The sequence below is a fragment of the Desulfuromonas carbonis genome (assembly GCF_054658035.1).
In genome coordinates, this window is the sequence record NZ_BAAHXR010000003.1 from 987,023 (window position 1) to 1,001,741 (window position 14,719).

At 66.4% G+C, this 14,719-nt stretch carries 15 protein-coding genes; 1 reads left to right on the plus strand and 14 read right to left on the minus strand.

Translation table 11 applies throughout. From position 1 onward, the window contains the following. Positions 1–236 precede the first annotated feature (236 nt). Entirely contained in the window at positions 237–1,232 is a 996-nt protein-coding gene (locus tag ACYQ8E_RS11505; protein WP_066729313.1) for a sugar phosphate nucleotidyltransferase, read from the minus strand. Between the two features lie 122 nt (positions 1,233–1,354). On the opposite strand from ACYQ8E_RS11505, the gene hslO reads away from it, so the two are divergent. Then, positions 1,355–2,224: an Hsp33 family molecular chaperone HslO gene (hslO, locus tag ACYQ8E_RS11510; protein WP_066729315.1), complete on the plus strand. Its 870-nt coding sequence runs from the start codon at positions 1,355–1,357 to the stop codon at positions 2,222–2,224. Here hslO and ACYQ8E_RS11515 read toward each other — a convergent pair. From ACYQ8E_RS11515 to ACYQ8E_RS11575, 13 genes are all read right to left on the minus strand, one after another. After that, a complete protein-coding gene (locus ACYQ8E_RS11515) occupies positions 2,179–2,673 on the minus strand; it encodes a hypothetical protein (protein WP_066729317.1) in 495 nt (164 codons plus the stop codon). The two genes, hslO and ACYQ8E_RS11515, sit on opposite strands and share 46 nt — an antisense overlap. A gap of 240 nt (positions 2,674–2,913) precedes the next feature. Further along, positions 2,914–4,716 (minus strand): ABC transporter ATP-binding protein, encoded by a 1,803-nt coding sequence (locus ACYQ8E_RS11520; RefSeq protein ID WP_066729319.1) that lies wholly within the window; start codon positions 4,714–4,716, stop codon positions 2,914–2,916. Then, on the minus strand, positions 4,713–6,443 hold the full coding sequence (locus ACYQ8E_RS11525) for an ABC transporter ATP-binding protein (protein WP_066729321.1): 1,731 nt from the start codon (positions 6,441–6,443) through the stop codon (positions 4,713–4,715). Before ACYQ8E_RS11525 ends, ACYQ8E_RS11520 begins: the two co-directional genes overlap by 4 nt. Then, the gene (locus ACYQ8E_RS11530; RefSeq protein ID WP_066729322.1) at positions 6,440–7,009 is read right to left on the minus strand and encodes a Gx transporter family protein; all 570 of its coding nucleotides are present in this window, start codon (positions 7,007–7,009) and stop codon (positions 6,440–6,442) included. The genes ACYQ8E_RS11525 and ACYQ8E_RS11530 overlap by 4 nt, the downstream gene beginning before the upstream one ends. Then, a complete protein-coding gene (locus tag ACYQ8E_RS11535) occupies positions 6,990–7,385 on the minus strand; it encodes a NusG domain II-containing protein (RefSeq protein ID WP_066729324.1) in 396 nt (131 codons plus the stop codon). Before ACYQ8E_RS11535 ends, ACYQ8E_RS11530 begins: the two co-directional genes overlap by 20 nt. Continuing rightward, a complete protein-coding gene (locus ACYQ8E_RS11540; protein WP_066729328.1) occupies positions 7,376–8,377 on the minus strand; it encodes an FAD:protein FMN transferase in 1,002 nt (333 codons plus the stop codon). The genes ACYQ8E_RS11535 and ACYQ8E_RS11540 overlap by 10 nt, the downstream gene beginning before the upstream one ends. 47 nt (positions 8,378–8,424) lie before the next feature. Then, positions 8,425–9,768 (minus strand): 30S ribosomal protein S12 methylthiotransferase RimO, encoded by a 1,344-nt coding sequence (gene rimO / locus ACYQ8E_RS11545; RefSeq protein WP_066729329.1) that lies wholly within the window; start codon positions 9,766–9,768, stop codon positions 8,425–8,427. An 88-nt stretch (positions 9,769–9,856) separates the two neighbouring features. Then, positions 9,857–10,342: a YajQ family cyclic di-GMP-binding protein gene (locus tag ACYQ8E_RS11550; protein ID WP_066729330.1), complete on the minus strand. Its 486-nt coding sequence runs from the start codon at positions 10,340–10,342 to the stop codon at positions 9,857–9,859. A 129-nt stretch (positions 10,343–10,471) separates the two neighbouring features. Then, entirely contained in the window at positions 10,472–11,239 is a 768-nt protein-coding gene (locus ACYQ8E_RS11555) for a LolA family protein (protein WP_066729331.1), read from the minus strand. Between the two features lie 27 nt (positions 11,240–11,266). Beyond that, positions 11,267–11,758 carry a chemotaxis protein CheD gene (locus ACYQ8E_RS11560; RefSeq protein WP_066729332.1) on the minus strand — a complete coding sequence of 164 codons (492 nt, stop codon included), beginning with the start codon at positions 11,756–11,758 and terminating at the stop codon, positions 11,267–11,269. Positions 11,759–11,760: 2 nt separating this feature from the next. After that, a complete protein-coding gene (locus ACYQ8E_RS11565) occupies positions 11,761–12,375 on the minus strand; it encodes a chemotaxis protein CheC (RefSeq protein WP_066729335.1) in 615 nt (204 codons plus the stop codon). Further along, a complete protein-coding gene (locus tag ACYQ8E_RS11570) occupies positions 12,372–14,267 on the minus strand; it encodes a chemotaxis protein CheA (protein ID WP_066729337.1) in 1,896 nt (631 codons plus the stop codon). The genes ACYQ8E_RS11565 and ACYQ8E_RS11570 overlap by 4 nt, the downstream gene beginning before the upstream one ends. A gap of 60 nt (positions 14,268–14,327) precedes the next feature. After that, the gene (locus tag ACYQ8E_RS11575) at positions 14,328–14,696 is read right to left on the minus strand and encodes a response regulator (RefSeq protein WP_066729339.1); all 369 of its coding nucleotides are present in this window, start codon (positions 14,694–14,696) and stop codon (positions 14,328–14,330) included. Positions 14,697–14,719 lie beyond the last annotated feature (23 nt).

Here is a 14,719-nt window from a genome sequence, read left to right on the forward strand (position 1 = left end):
ACCTATCCGCGAGAAACGCTTTTGCCTTGGTTTGGCCTGGCCGGGAGAAGACCAGGGCAAGACCAGGCTCAGGCCTGGTTGCGCGCGGAGCAAATCTGATCAGGTCGGATAAACTTCGGATCAGGCAAAGCCAGGAATCTTATTCACGCAACTCCACCGTGACTGCATACAATAAAGCCCCCGGTCAATCTCCGTGACTGGGGGCCGCCTCATCGCTCATCGCTCGTTATTGCCCGCTACCCCTCCATCTCGATCAGGGAGTGGTCGCCGATGTTCATCCGGCGCGGCGAACCGGCCAGGGTCACCGCATCGCCGAGGATGCTCCCCTCCAGGACCAGGGAGCGCACCGTGCTGTTGGCGTTGATGATCGAATCGCAAATCACGCTGTTCTCGACGACGCTGCCGGTCGCCACCGAAACGTAAGGCCCGATGATGCTGTTGCGAACCGTGACCCCGTAGCCGATATGGACCGGTTCGATCAGCACCGAATCGACGACCTCGCCGTGACAGTGATGGCGCCCTTCAAGGAGGTAGCGATTGGTTTCGAGCAGCGTCTCGGGCTTGCCGCAGTCGAGCCAGGCGTCGATCTCCGGAGCCCGGAACTTGAGGCCATCGGCGATCATTCGCATGAAGACGGCGGGGAGGTAATACTCCCCCTTGACCGTCTCGCCGGCGGCGATGGTCCGCTCGAGGTAGCCCATGAAGCCGGCCCCATCCTTGAGATAGTAGAGGCCGACCTGAGCGAGCCGGGAAACCGGGGTGTCCGGTTTCTCGACCATATCGACGATGAACTCCCCCGCGACGACGTTGACTCCGAAGCGCTGGTAATCTTCGACCTCTTTGGAGTAGATCAGACCGTCACAGTCGCTGCAAAGCTGGGGGATCCGGCCGAGGTCGGCGACAAAGATGGTGTCGTTGAAAACCACCAGGACATCATCGCCGGGAGCGATCCGCGGAGCTGCCAGGGCGACCGCGTGGGCGGGACCGAGACGCTCCTTCTGCACGATGTAGTGGCAGTTGAGCGCCGGAAAGCTGCGCTTCATGAACTCCTCGATCTGGCCGCCGTTTTCGTCGGTGATGAAAATATACTCGGTCACCGGCGCCTGGCTGAGGCGACTGACGATATGCTCGAGGACGGTCTTGCCGGCGACCTGGACCAGGGATTTGGCCTTGCTGATGGTGTGGGGGCGCAGCCGCGTCCCCTTGCCGGCCACCGGGAGAATGACTTTCATAAGAACCCTCCGTTAAAATGTAGGCTTGAAATGGACGGTGCGCTTCGGCTAGGGTAACGCCGCCGGCTCACACCCCTGTTCACCTTACCAGTACCGCCCCTGCCACCCTTCGAGGAGCAGCCATGAACGACCACCTGATTCGCATCCTGACCAGCGACGGTTCACTGCGGGCGGTCGCCGCCCTGACCACCAACCTCGCCGAGGAGACCCGCCACCGCCAGCAGACCGACCCGACCGCCACCGTCGCCATCGGCCGGGTGGTGACCGCCGCCGCCCTCCTCGGCAGCCTCCTCAAGGGAGCGCAGCGCCTGGCTTTGATCCTCGAGGGGAACGGGCCGCTGCGCCAGCTTTCCGCCGAATCGGATGCCCATGGCAACCTGCGCGCCACTCTCAAGGAGCCGGTCGCCGGTCTGCCGCCGAAAGAAGACCGCTTTGACGTCGCCGGAGCGATCGGCCGCGCCGGTTTTTTGCAGGTGGTAAAGGATCTCGGCCTGCGCGAACCGTATCGCGGCATGGTCCAGCTGGTCGCCAGTGAAGTCGCCGAGGACCTTGCCTGGTACCTGACCCATTCCGAGCAGGTCCCCTCCTCGGTCGGCCTCGGGGTCACCCTGGGCCCGGAAGCGGAGGTGAAAGCCGCCGGCGGTTTCCTGGTCCAGGCGATGCCGGGCTGCGACGAAGAGCTGCTGGCCCGTGTCGAGGAGCGCGTTCGCCTCCTGCCGCCGGTCAGCACCCTGCTCGCCCGGGGGGAGTCACCGGAACAGATCGTCGCCCGGCTCTTCGCGGGGATTCCCTACACGGTCCAGCTGCGCACCGAACTCGCCTACCGCTGTACCTGCCGCCGGGAACAGGTGCGCGCCATGCTCGCCACCCTCGACCCGGAAGAGCTGCAGGAGCTGGCCGCGGCCGGGGAGGAGGTAACCGTCACCTGTGAATTCTGCAAGGAACCCTACCGTTTTTCGGCCGCGGAGGTCGGCGAGCTCGCCGGTTCGTAGCGCAGCGTCAGCTCCAGGGGTGGACCGTCGCCCACCTCCGGAGTCAGCTGCAGGCGACTGGCATCGAGGCCACGGCGACGGAAATAGCGAGTCAGCAGTTCGGTCCGGGCGGTCGCCAGCTGCACGGCATAAGCGGCCGGCTCGGCGGCAGCGCGCACCCTAGCGGAAAAATAGAGCTGCGGGTAGGCAGCCAGCTGCGCCGCCAGCGGGTCGAGGAGTTCGGTGCCGCCGGCCAGCGGCAGGACGGCGCCGGCGCTGAACAGAATTTCGCCGGGATAACTCACCACCAGCGGCTCGGTGGTACTGAGAACCGCCCCGGGCAGTTGGCCAAAACTCAGGCGCAGGCTGTCGAGGTCGGGCCGCTCCGGCAGCGGGGCTTGCGGCGCCGACGGCACGCAGGCGACCAGGGTCAGGGTCAGCAGCAACAGGGCAAGCGATCGCAGCAGCATCGGTCTAACCTCCATATGGTCTCCGCGGGCGGGCTGGCGCCGAGTATAGCAGATGCCCGTCCCCCGGACCAGCCTCTAGGAGACTGTCGGACTATCCATGCGCCGACTGCAAATCCAGCTGTTCGGCCCAGATTTCGGCTCCTTTTTGACTCAAAGCTCTGGCTATGAGCCCGCAAACGAGCCGAAATCTGGTCTCAAACATCCGAATTTTCGCTTCGCCCCGCATAGTCCGACAGGCTCCTAGCGTCCTTCCAACCCCACCGGGTCACCCACCTTTTCCTCATCGATGCCGAGATCCTGCAGGCGCCAGAGCTTGGCGTAATGCCCGTCCCGGGCAAGGAGCTCGCTATGACTGCCACTCTCGCAGATGCGGCCGCGGTGCAGCACGACGATGCGTCCGGCCTGGCGCGCGCTGCGCAGCCGGTGGGCGATCAACAGCATGCTGCACTCCGCGGGAAGGGCGCGCAGCGCCGTCGTCACCCGCCCCTCGGTGCCGGCATCGAGACGGCTGGTCGCCTCGTCGAGGATCAGCAGCCGGGGCCGCCGCACCAGGGCGCGCACCAGGCAGAGGAGCTGGCGCTCGCCGGAAGAGAGGTTACGGCCGCGCTCGCCGAGGCGGGCCCGAAGGCCACCGAGTTCGGCAACAGTTGTCGCCAGGCCGCAGTCGCCGAGGAGTTGCAGCAGGCCCTGATCGTCGCAGCTCCCCGTCGGGTCGAGGTTGTCGCGCAGGCTGCCGGCAAAGAGGAAGGGTTCCTGGGAGACCCAGGCGCAGCGTTCGCGCCAGGCGTCGAGGTCGAGCGCGGCGAGAGGCTGCCCGCCAACCTGGATCGTCCCCTGCTGCGGCCGGTAAAAACCGAGCAGGAGACGGCCGAGGGTGGTCTTGCCGCTGCCGGTGGCGCCAACCAGGGCGATCCGCTCCCCGGGAGCGATGACCAGATCGATCTCCTGCAGCGCCGGGGTCTCGCCGTCGTAGCTGAAACTGACGCGCTCAAGGCGGATTTCCCCATCATTGCCCGGAAGCGCGCTACCGCTCAGCTCCGCCGGCTGGTCGGCAAGATTGAAGATCCGCTCCAGGGAGGCGTTACTCGCCTGCACGATCGAATACTTGGCCGAGAGGTCGCGCAACGGCGCGAAGAATTTCTGCACATATTCGAGAAAGGCAACCAGGGTACCGAAACTGGCGACGCCGGCGATCACTTCGCCGCCGCCGCGCCAGAGCAGGGCGGCAATCGCCAGCGCGCCGAGAACCTCGACGGCGGCATAGAGGAAGGCGTCCCAGCTGATCACGCGCAGGGTGCTGGCGCGGTAGACCTCCTGCAGCCCGGCAAATTCCCTGAGGGTGCGCTCCTCCTGGCCGAAGAGGCGCACCTCGCCGATGCCGGCGATGCGTTCGGCGACGAAGGCGTTGAGGTCGGCCAGCCGCGCCCGCACCAGGCGCATGGCGCCGCGCATGCTGCGCCGGAACAGGAACAGGATGCCGAGCAGTGGCGGCAGTACCGCGAAGGCGACCAGCGAGAGGTGCAGGTCGAGCCAGAGCATGGCGGCGACGGTCAGGGCGAGGGTCAGCAAATCGCCGAGAGCGGCAACCACCCCCGAGCCGAAGAGCTCGCCGACATTCTCGACGTCACTGGTCAACCGGGTCACCAGCCGCCCCGAGGGGTGGTGATCGAACCAGGCCGCCGGCAGCCGCAGCAGGCGCGGGAACCCTTCGGCGCGCAGCGCCGCCATGATGCGCTGGCCAAGGGCCTGCACCAGGTAGCCCTGGACAAAGAGGAGGAGGCTCTCGAGGAGGACCGCGCCGAGCAGCAGTCCGCCCCAGTGGGGGAGCCGGTTCAGGGTGCCGGGGACAACGGCGTCGTCGATCAGCTGCATCACCAGCCACGGCTGCGCCAGCTTGGCGGCGCTGATCAGCGGCAGCAGCAAAAGGGCGAACAGGGCGCTGCCGCGCCAGGGTCGCATCAGCCCGAGGTAGCGCCGGAAGAGGCGCCAGTCGAAATGACGGCCGCTGATTTCGTCCCCGGCGGGGAACCCGTGGGGGGTCATGGCGCCACCTCCAGGGCATCCTGCAGCTGCTCGCGGCGGAAAAGGCGGGCATAGAGACCGTCGGCGGCGAGGAGTTCGGCATGGCGGCCGCACGCCACCAGGCGCCCCCGGTCGAGGACCAGCACCTGCTCGACGCCGGCGAGGAGCGATACCCGGCTCGAAACCAGCACCACCGTCCGCCCCGCCAGCTTTGGTCGCAGCCGCGCCCAGACCCGGCGCGCGGTGACGGCGTCGAGGTGGCTGAAGGGGTCGTCGAGGAGCCAGAGGTTGCCGTCGCGCGCCAGTGCCCGGCCCAGGGCTACCCGCTGCCGCTGCCCGCCGGAAAGGCTGACCCCCCCCTCCCCGACCGCCGTGGCAAAACCGGCCGGCAGCTCCGTAAGATCGCTGTCGAGGGCGACGGTTGCGGCAATCTCGGCAAGGAGCCGCTCGTCCCCGGCCGGGTCGGCGTAGAGCAGGTTCTGGCGCAGGCTGCCGGAGAAAAGGCGCCCCTCCTGGGGGACCATCGCCAGCCGGCGGCGGTGGGCGCGCAGATCGAGCCGGGCCAGGTCCTGGCCCGCAATCAGGAGGGTGCCAGCCGCCGTCGGGTAGAGCCCGGCGATAAGCCGCAGCAGGCTGCTTTTGCCGGACCCGGTCGGCCCGGTAATGCCGACCAGGGAGCCGGCCGGAAGGTCGAAAGCGAGATCCTGCAGAACCGGGCGCTCGCCATAGGCGAAGCTGAGTTGGCGGGCGCTGAGGGACGGCGCCCCCGCCAGCGGCGGCTCGCCACCGGCCGCCTCGGTGCGGGGGGCGGCGAGGATCGGCTGCAGCCGTTCGCTGCTGGCTCGGGCCCGCTGCAGCAGGGTCAGCACCCAGCCGAGCAGGGTAGTGGGCCAGGCAAGCTGCACCAGGTAGGCGTTGAAGGCGACCAGCTCGCCGAGAGAGAGCTCACCGCCGACCACCAACCGGCCACCGAAGTAGAATGCGAGCAGGGTGCTCAAGGGGCCGATCACCGTCATCACCGGCAGCACCAGCGCGCGCAGCCGGCTCAGGGCGAGGTTGCGCTCCAGGTAGCTGGCGTTGCGGCGGTCAAACTCGCGCCCCAGGTGATCGCGCAGATTGTAGGCACGCACCACCGCCTGGCCACTGACCGCCTCCTCCACCGCTTCGCTGACCAGTCCGAGCCCCTCCTGGACCTCGCTGGAGCGCTGCAACAGCGAGCGGCTGAGCCGCTTGACCAGCAGCAGCAGGAGCGGATAGGGGAGAAGACCGATCAGGGTCAGCCACGGCGCCAGGCGCAGCAGCATGACCAGCGAGAAGAGATAGACGAGCGCCGCGTCGCAGAGGGTCAACAGGCCGAAGCCGGCCATCATCCGCAGGTTGGCGAGGTCGTTGGTGAAGCGCGACAGCAGGTCGCCGGTCCGGTGGCGGTCGAAAAAGGGGGTCCCCTGGTCGAGCAGCCGGGAGAGGAGATCCTGGCGCAGGTCGACTTCAACGTAGCGGGCGGTGTGGAGAAACCGCAGCCGCGACAAAACCCGGGCCGTTCCCCGGGCGAGGGCGGCGGCAGCCATCAGCCCGGCGGCGACCGCCACCGCCTGCCAGTTGCCGGCGGCGGCGCCGTCGATACCGCGCTGGAGGAGCCAGGGGATGGTCATCGCCAGCAGGTTGGTCAGCACCAGCCAGAGCAGGCCGGCCAAGAGGAGCCGCCGGTAGTGGCGCCAGTAGGGGAGGAGAAAGGTCAGGACGGTCATCGCGGCTCGGCGGCGTCGCGCCGGCTGCCAAAGACCGGATGGCGACGCAGGGTTTCGAGGAGGAGATCGGCGGCGATGCCGTTGGCGATTCCGGCGCCGAGGGCGAAGAGTAGGAAGTAGGGGTAGAGGCTCCAGAGCTGCGGGGTGCGCACCAGCAGCAGCCAGGCGACCAGCAGCTGGCCGGTGGCATGGCCGGCGGCGCCGAGGGCGCTGACCCCGACCGGACCGAGATGGCGGCCGCAGAGGGCCCGGCTCCCCGTCATCAGGGCGGTGGCGGCGATGCCGCCGGCGAGGGAGAGGAAGAAGCCGGGGGCGAAGAGATTGCCGAGCAGCAGCGACCCAACGCCGATGCGGGTCAGCGCCACCGCCCAGGCGGCGCGGCCGCCGTAAAGGAAGAGGGCGACCAGGGTCAGGATATTGGCGAAACCGAGGCGGAACCAGGGGGCCGGCGAGGGGAGGAGCGCCTCCACGGTATGCAGGGCGACGGCGAGGGCGGCGAAGAGGGCGAGAAAAACCCGGCGCCGCCAGCGCTCGAGTTCGAGCGGATCAACGGCTGAGGAGGTCATAGCCCTCCCCCGCCGCGGCAGCGCCGCCGTCGATGCGCACCAGCAGGCCGTTAGGAACGCAGGCCAGAAGTTCCCCGGCGCGCTCGATGCGTCCCATGCCGATGCAGACCTTACGCGGACAGGGGGAATCCTCGATACAGACGCGCCCCTGGTGAATCGCGAGCCGGGTAATGCCAATGCGGCCGTTCAGTTCCACCCTCCGCTCCTGGTCGAGGGGGGCAGTGTAGATCACCTTGCCGTCGCGTTCGACCAGCAGCCGTCGCCCCGGCGGACCGGGGCGCAGCCAGACCAGCAGCAGAGCGCAGAGGAGAAGGAGCAGCGCCACCACCAGGCGATCGAGGGGGCGGGTGCGGCGCCAGGCGCCGCTCAGGGCCATGTCACCCTGCCCGCCAGCCCCGGGCTGGTGACGGTGGTGCCGTCGGCGGCGACGATCAGTCCCTCAACTCCCGGAAAGCGGATAAGGAGTTCCAGTCCCTGCTGCGGGCCGAGGACGAAGACCGCCGTCGCCAGGGCATCGGCGAGCATCGCCGTCGGGGCGACAATCGTCACCGCCTGGCAGCGCCGCGCCGGTTGGCCGCTGGCGGGATCGAAGAGGTGATGATAGCGTACCCCGTCGCGCTCGAAGAAACGCTCATAGTCGCCGGAGGTGACCACCGCGGTGTCGGCCAGCGCCAGGGTGGCGAGGATCGCTTCGTCGTTGCGCGGATGCTGGATGCCGATGCGCCAGGGGCGATCACCGTGGTCGCCGAGCAGGCGCATGTCGCCCCCAGCGTTGACCGAGGCGTGGCTGACACCGGCCGCCTGCAACAGTGCCGCGGCGCGATCGACGGCGTACCCCTTGGCGATGCCGCCGAGATCGACTTGCAGGTCCGGGGCACTCTTGCTGACCGTTCGCCCCGCCAGTTGCAGGTCGCCGGGACCGGTAGCGGCCAGGGCCCCCGCCAGCTCCTCCGGCGTTGGTACCCGCGGCGTTTCCCCCTCGATATTCCAGAGCGCCTTGAGCCGCCCCAGCCCCATGTCGAAGGCGCCGCCGCTCGCTGCTGCGACCTGCAGGCCGCTGGCGATGACCGCCGCCGTCTCTGCCGTTACCGCCAGCGGCGTGGTGGCGGCGGAGAGACGGGCGACGTCGCTCTCCGGACGGTAGGGGGACATCAACTCATCGATGCGGGAGATCTCGGCAAAGGCGCGCTCGACGGCCTGCTCCAGCACCGGCTGCGCCGCCCCGAAGGCGGTTATTTCGACCACCGTCCCCATGATGATGCGGCTGCGCCGCACCTCGGCCGCAGGCCCGGAGCGGTCCGGGCAGCCGGTCAGGGTGGCGCAGAAGAGGAGGAACAGTAGGCCATGGAGAAGGCGGGAGGGGGGCACGAACACCTCGCGGGAATGGTGCCGGGGGCGGCCGAAAGCGAGGCCGTTCAGCGCTCGGCGGCGACGATTTCGCCGATCAGGTCATATTCCGAAGAGTCGGTTACCTTGAGCGGCACGATGCTGCCGATCTCCGCCTCGCCGGCAGTGATGTAGACCAGGCCGTCGACGTCGGGAGCCTGGCGCAGGCTGCGCCCGCGCAGCAGCAGCTCGGTCTCCTCGCTGTACCCTTCGACCAGGACCGGCTCAATGCGCCCGACCAGCGCCCGGTTCTTGCGGAAGGAGACCCGGCTCTGCGCTTTCATCAGCTTCTGGTAGCGGGCCTTCTTGACCCGTTCGAGGACCTGGCCGGGGAGTTTGGCGGCGCCGGTCCCTTCTTCGCGCGAATAGCGGAAGACGCCGACCCGTTCGAAGTGCCCCTCCTCGACGAAGGCGAGGAGCTTGGCAAACTGGGCGTCGCTCTCGCCGGGGAAGCCGACGATGAAGGAGGTGCGCAGGGTGGCATCGGGGATCCGGCTGCGGATGCGCTGCAGCAGGCGGCGGATTCCCTCCTCGTCGACGCGGCGGTTCATCAGCGCGAGGATTTCGTCGTCGACATGCTGCAGCGGGATGTCGAGATAGTTGCAGATCTTCTCTTCGGCGGCCATCAGGTCGAGGAGTTCGTCGCTGATGCCGTCGGGATAGGCATAGAGCAGGCGCAGCCAGGTCAGCTCCTCGATCTTCACCAGCTCCTGCAGCAGGGTTTCGAGGCGGGCGCCATCGTGGCGGTCCTGGCCGTAGGCGGTGACGTCCTGGGCGATGAGGTTGACCTCGCGGACCCCGTCTGCGACCAGGCGCCGGACTTCGGCGACGACCGATTCGATGCTGCGCGAACGCAGCGGCCCGCGCAGCTGGGGGATGACGCAGTAGGAGCAGAAGTTGTGGCACCCTTCGGCGATCTTGACGTAGGTCGAATAGAAGGGGGAGGACTTGACCCGTGGCGTGGTGTGATCGTAGAGATACTCGGGGAGACCCACCTCCTGGCGCGGCGTAGCGCCGGGGAGGGTCGACTCGATCAGCTCGACCAGGCGCGGGGCGTCGCTGGTGCCGATGAAGAGATCGACTTCCGGCAACTCCGTCGAGAGTTCATCGCGATAACGCTGGGGGAGGCAGCCGGAGACGACCAGCAGCTTGCAGCGGCCGTTTTTCTTGTAATCGGCGACCTCAAGGATCGTTTCCACCGATTCTTCCTTGGCGTCACCGATAAAGGCGCAGGTGTTGACGATGATCACGTCGGCCTGGGCCTCGTCGGTGACGATCTCGTAACGATCGACCGGCAGATGCCCGAGCATCACCTCGGCATCGACCAGGTTCTTTGGGCAGCCGAGGCTGACCAGGCTTACTTTTCGTTTCATGGTGCTCCCAATTTCGGAAATTATGGATTTTGAATTGTGACTGTTGAATTCAATTCAAAATCCAAAATCCAAAATTCAAAATTGTTTTCTAGCTTCTCATGTTGACGAACTGCAGTTCGATCTCGAGGTCCTCGCCCTTGAGGGTCTGGATCACCTGCTGCAAGTCGTCGATCTGCTTGGCGCTGACCCGCACCTGGTCATCCATGATCTGCGGCTGGACCTTGAGCTTGGTCTCCTTGATCCGCTTGATGACCTCCTTCGCCTTCTCCTTGTCGATCCCCTGGACAATACCGATCCGCTGGCGAACCGCGCCCCCCGAAGCTGCCTCCTTCTTGCCGTAATCGAGGTTCTTGGGCGAGATGTTGCGGCGCACCAATTTTCCTTTCAGGATATCGATGATCGCCTGCAGTTTGTAGTCGTCGGCGGCGAGGATCAGGATGGCATCCTTCTCCAGGGTGACCTCGTTGTGGGTCCCCTTGAAGTCGTAGCGCTGGGTGATCTCCTTGACCGCCTGGTTGACCGCATTGTCCACTTCCTGCATGTCCACCTTGGACACGATGTCAAAGCTCGGCATCGCACACCTCCTGCAAAAATTCGTCAGGCGAGCCGATAGGCCCGCGGAATCGAAGACTTATAGCATGAAAGCGCCCCGGAAGGGAAGTCCCTGCCCGGGGCGCTGCCATTTTGCCTGGCAAAAGGTCACTCAGAAACCCATCCCCTGACCGCTGGGACGCACCACGTCGACCCCGGCGGGCATGATGAAGCGGAAATCGAGATCGCCGAGGCCACGATTGATACGGATATCGCTGAATTCGATCAGGGTGCTGTTGCCGCCCGGATCGAAGACGGTGCTGGAAAGGAGCGGCAGATAGCCGCCGGTGCTGCCGCTGCGGGTAAAGGCATCGACCGCCCGGCGATCGACCACGATCAGCATCCGCGCGATCAGCGGCGACGCGCGGCGCGGCGTCATCTCCAGTACCCAGTTCCCTTCCCGGTCGCGATTCTCCGACGCCCAGCCGATGCTGAAATCCCGGCTCAGGTTGCCGAGCCCGGTGAGGAAGGTGAGCGGATCGTTGGCATCGGTGCGGTTGACGATATCGATGTCGGACTGGATCACCTGGCGGTTCTCCGGCAGATAGACCCACATCGTCCTGCCATCGGAGACGATCTCCTGGTCGGTCGGCTCGAAATACTCCCAGCGGAATTGGGCCAGGGGGGGATGCCCCTGGCGCTGGACGAAGCGCACGGCGACCCGGCCGCGACCGCGTTGGGTCCGTTCGAGAGAGGCGATTCTCGATTCCTGGAAAAAGTCTCCCTGGAAATCATGGATCGCCGTCGCCTCGGGAGCGCTGGCCTGGAACGGACTTTCCAGGGTGTTGATCACCTCGGAAAGGCCGGCGGCCCGGACAGTTCCGGCACAGATAAAGAGCACGGCAACCAGCAACGGCAGGAGCAGGACTGTTCGTTTCATGGTGGATCTCCTTGGACAGATGGCGAATCAGAAAATTATTTCCCCCTCGCGCCCGCGCACCGCTTTGACGCGAACCTCGCCACTGGCGATATCGAACTCGACGGTGCGGCCGAAGTTACCGCCGACATCCTCGGCCAGCAACGGGATTCCGAGAACGGCAAGGGTCTCGCGGGCGCTGCGGATATTGCGCGGACCGACCGCGTTGTCCGGGTCTCCCAGCAGCGGCTCGAACATGTTGGCGCCGCCGAAGATCTTTGCCCCGAGCCGTTCCCGCGCGGCCCCGCGGGCGAGGAGATCGTTGATCATCAGCTCGATTGCCGCATCGACGAACTTGGCGGGGCGGGCGTTGTCGGCGGCGTGACGTGGCGACGGCAGCAGGGTATGGGCGAGGCCGCCGATGCGGAACTCGGGGTCGTAGAGGGCGATCGCCAGGCAGGAGCCGAGCCCGTAGGTCACCAGCTTTGCCGGCGGCACGGCGATGCGGAATTCGGATATGCCGACGCTGAGCCGTTCGGTCATGGTCACCCCCCGACCGCATCGAGAATCAGCGAAAGGGAAGAGGCATCGGGGAGGAGAAAAAAGTGCCCCTTGATCAGCTCCTGCTGCGGATTGGCGCCATGGAACTCGGTCTCCACCATCAGCGCCAGGTCGCCGGCCGCCGAGAGTTCGATCAGGACATGGTCGACTACCGCACCGGCCATGTCGCAGGCGAGCAGCGGAATCGACGGAATCAGCGTCAGGTGGAGCAGGTTCCCCATTGCGCTGAGATAGGCCGAGGCGAGAATATTGCCGACCTCCTTCATCGTCGAGGCACCCAGTTCGTCGAAGAGCAGCCCTTCCGCTTCGCTGCCGAGCAGACGCTGCAGCAGGCGCTGGGCGCTGTCGCGCGGGAAGATCAGCAGGATATTGCCGCGCGCGTCCCCGAGTACCCGCAGGGTGATGCCGGCAACCACCTTCTCCGCACCACCGAGGAGTTCGGGAACCTGGCCGATATCGGTCACCGTCACCCGCGGCACCCGCAGGTAAACCGTCTCGCCGATCAGCTGCGACAGGGCCGTCGCCGCATGCCCCATGCCGATATTACTGATCTCCCGGAGGGCGTCGAGTTGGTTTTCATTCAGCAGGGGAAAGCTCATTTGGCCTCTTCTGGGTGCGGGCCGCGACCGGCACCGGGACGGGTTTCCAGCAGGGACTGCGGGTCGAGCAGGAAAACGATATGGCCATCACCGAGTATTGCCGCTCCGGAGAGCCCGGCGATCTGGTTGAGGGGAAATTCGAGCGCCTTGACAAAGACTTCCCGTTGGCCGGCGAGGCGATCGACCACCAGGCCGACGCGGCGCCCGCGCAGCTCGGTGATCACCATTTGCACGCCGCCGCCGGGAGAAGCCGGCGGCAGACCGAGGATCTTGTGCAACGAAAGGAGGGGGACCACATCCTCGTCGAGGCGGATGACCAGTTGCCGGCCTGAAGAGCGCACCTCGTTGCGGGGGACTTCGAGGGTACGCACCACGCGGGTGATCGGGATTGCCAGGGTCTGGCCGCCGCAGGTGACCAGCAGCACCTGGATGATGGCGACCGAGAGCGGCAGCTGGAGGATGATCCGCGTTCCCGCGCCGGGCTGGGACTGGATATCGAGGAGACCGCCGAGATTCTCCACCGCCGACTTGACGACGTCCATGCCGACGCCGCGCCCCGAAGTCTCGGTCACCACCGGGGCGGTGGAAAAACCAGGGTGACAAACCCACTGCAGGACGTCGCGGTCACGCAAGCTCTTGACCTGGGCCGGGGAAAGGAGTCCCTTCTCCAGGATCTTGCGGCGGATCAGGGCCGGGTCCATGCCGCGGCCGTCGTCGGCGACCTCGATCAGCACCAGGTCCTTCTCGCGCCAGGCCCGTACCGTCACCTTGCCCTGGCGGTCGATGCCATGGTCAACGGCGTTGCGCACCATGTGCACCAGGGGATCGGCGAGCTCCTCGAGGATCGCCCGGTCGAGCTCGACCTCGTCCCCCTCGACCTGCAGCACGATCTCCTTGCCGGTTTTCCGGGCCAGGTCGCGAACCACGCGCGGCAACCGCCCGGTGATGCTCTCGACCGGCATCATCCGGACCTGGAGGACATGATGGTGGAGATCGGTGAGGAGACGGGTGAGCTGGCCGATGCCGTTCTTGACCTCTCCCCACTGGCTGTTCCTGGCCGCCCCCTGCAGCATGTAACGATTGGTAATCAGCTCGCCGGTGAGGTTGATGAAGCGATCGAGCAGCTCGGTACGGACCCGGACCGTGCGCGGGCCTTCCTCCCGGCGGGAACTGCTCTCCCGGCGCCGGTCGGCGCCGAATTCGACGCCGGCGACATCAGGCATGCTGCGCAACCGGGCCTCGATCTCATTGCGCGGCAGGTCGGCCACCAGCCAGGCAGAGAGCTTGCCGACAGGGCCGCCGCGTTTCAATTCATCGGCGTTGGGTAAACTCGCCTGCAGGGAACCGCAGTTGGCCAGCTCCCGCAGCAGCAGGATCGCCCGGGCGGCCGGGGCGGCTGCGCCCTCGGCCAGGGTAACGGTGATGTGCAGGGCCTCCCCTTCACTGTCGGTCGGAGTCGGCAGCGCCGCTGCCGCCGGCGGAGGAGCGGCAGCAGCAGGGGTGACCGGCGTGGGAGGCGTAGCGGCAGGTGTTGCGGCGGCCCCGGCGAGAAAGCTCTCAATCTCCCGCTCCGCCCGTTCGGCGGTGATATCTTCGACCAGTCCTTCGAGCAGATCGAGGCCCGCCAGCATCCGATCGATCGCCTCGGCGCTGATCCCCCCCCCCTTGCGGATCGAATCCATCAGGTCTTCAAGGTGGTGAGCGAGGCTGGCGGTGACCGTGTACCCCATGGAGGCCGCCATCCCCTTGATCGAATGCGCCTCGCGAAACAGGGAGTCGATGCTCTCCTTGTCCGTCGGCGCCTTTTCGAGCTGGAGCAGCAGGCGGCTCATGTTCTTGAGATGTTCCGCGGTTTCGCTGAGAAACATTCCGCGGTATTTGGACATATCCATGGGTAGGAATCCAGAATTACGAAATCATTTCAAACGGCAAACAGGGCGCCGCAAAAATCTTCACCCCTGGCCGGCCACACGTCGAACCACATCGAGGACCCGCTCCTCCTTGAAGGGCTTGACGATGAAGTCCCGCGCCCCCGATTGCACCGCCTCGACCACCAGGGCATCCTGGCCCAGGGCACTGCACATGATGACGCAGGCCGCAGGATCTCCCGCCGTGATCTCCTGCAACGCCTCGATTCCGCTCTTCAACGGCATGACGATATCCATCGTGACCAGGTCGGGATGCAACTCGCGGTAGCATTCGACGGCCTCGACACCGTTGGCCGCTTCGCCGACGACCTGGTGCCCGGCCCGGAGAAAGATATCCTTGAGCATGTTGCGCATGAACAGGGCATCATCGACGATCAGTACTCTCAAACCCATCGGTTCATCTCCTCCACGTTTTC

What these genes read in the sequence shown, in the direction of transcription:
- hslO (WP_066729315.1), top strand. Translation starts at nt 1,355, where the DNA reads ATGAACGACCACCTGATTCGCATCCTGACCAGCGACGGTTCACTGCGG.
- ACYQ8E_RS11565 (WP_066729335.1), bottom strand. Translation starts at nt 12,375, where the DNA reads ATGAGCTTTCCCCTGCTGAATGAAAACCAACTCGACGCCCTCCGGGAG.
- ACYQ8E_RS11515 (WP_066729317.1), bottom strand. Translation starts at nt 2,673, where the DNA reads ATGCTGCTGCGATCGCTTGCCCTGTTGCTGCTGACCCTGACCCTGGTC.
- ACYQ8E_RS11560 (WP_066729332.1), bottom strand. Translation starts at nt 11,758, where the DNA reads ATGACCGAACGGCTCAGCGTCGGCATATCCGAATTCCGCATCGCCGTG.
- ACYQ8E_RS11530 (WP_066729322.1), bottom strand. Translation starts at nt 7,009, where the DNA reads ATGACCTCCTCAGCCGTTGATCCGCTCGAACTCGAGCGCTGGCGGCGC.
- ACYQ8E_RS11570 (WP_066729337.1), bottom strand. Translation starts at nt 14,267, where the DNA reads ATGGATATGTCCAAATACCGCGGAATGTTTCTCAGCGAAACCGCGGAA.
- ACYQ8E_RS11550 (WP_066729330.1), bottom strand. Translation starts at nt 10,342, where the DNA reads ATGCCGAGCTTTGACATCGTGTCCAAGGTGGACATGCAGGAAGTGGAC.
- rimO (WP_066729329.1), bottom strand. Translation starts at nt 9,768, where the DNA reads ATGAAACGAAAAGTAAGCCTGGTCAGCCTCGGCTGCCCAAAGAACCTG.
- ACYQ8E_RS11535 (WP_066729324.1), bottom strand. Translation starts at nt 7,385, where the DNA reads ATGGCCCTGAGCGGCGCCTGGCGCCGCACCCGCCCCCTCGATCGCCTG.
- ACYQ8E_RS11555 (WP_066729331.1), bottom strand. Translation starts at nt 11,239, where the DNA reads ATGAAACGAACAGTCCTGCTCCTGCCGTTGCTGGTTGCCGTGCTCTTT.
- ACYQ8E_RS11505 (WP_066729313.1), bottom strand. Translation starts at nt 1,232, where the DNA reads ATGAAAGTCATTCTCCCGGTGGCCGGCAAGGGGACGCGGCTGCGCCCC.
- ACYQ8E_RS11575 (WP_066729339.1), bottom strand. Translation starts at nt 14,696, where the DNA reads ATGGGTTTGAGAGTACTGATCGTCGATGATGCCCTGTTCATGCGCAAC.
- ACYQ8E_RS11520 (WP_066729319.1), bottom strand. Translation starts at nt 4,716, where the DNA reads ATGACCCCCCACGGGTTCCCCGCCGGGGACGAAATCAGCGGCCGTCAT.
- ACYQ8E_RS11525 (WP_066729321.1), bottom strand. Translation starts at nt 6,443, where the DNA reads ATGACCGTCCTGACCTTTCTCCTCCCCTACTGGCGCCACTACCGGCGG.